We start from the raw sequence: 279 nt of genomic DNA, 5'->3' as shown, positions 1-279 counted from the left end.
CCTTTTCGTGATTACCGAAAACCCGATCCGCCATCGCCGAAATCCGTTCAAGCCGCATGACGCGGTCGGACTCGGCGATCGTCAGTGTCTCGTTTCGCTCCCTGCGGCGCGCCAATGTCCGTCGCGGGCCGACGATCCTATAGATTTCGTCATTGCTGAAGCCACGCTGGCGAAGTCCTTCGACCCTGGTGACATGAACGAGAAACCGTTCCGTTGCGGTGTCCGGGATTGCGGCGCCGATACGCTCGGCCTTTGGATTTGGGCTCGGCTGACCCTTGA

1 protein-coding gene is annotated in these 279 nt (G+C 60.2%); it reads left to right on the top strand.

Features of this window, described 5'->3' with window-relative positions:
• Positions 1-279: hypothetical protein (locus AC0L2O_RS36705; RefSeq protein WP_473373191.1), on the top strand; the 279-nt coding region annotated here is incomplete at both ends.

The sequence above is a fragment of the Bradyrhizobium sp. Kon10 genome (assembly GCF_055807395.1).
The sequence above is the reverse complement of the archived record's forward strand: the minus strand, read 5'-3'. Positions and strand labels throughout refer to the sequence as shown.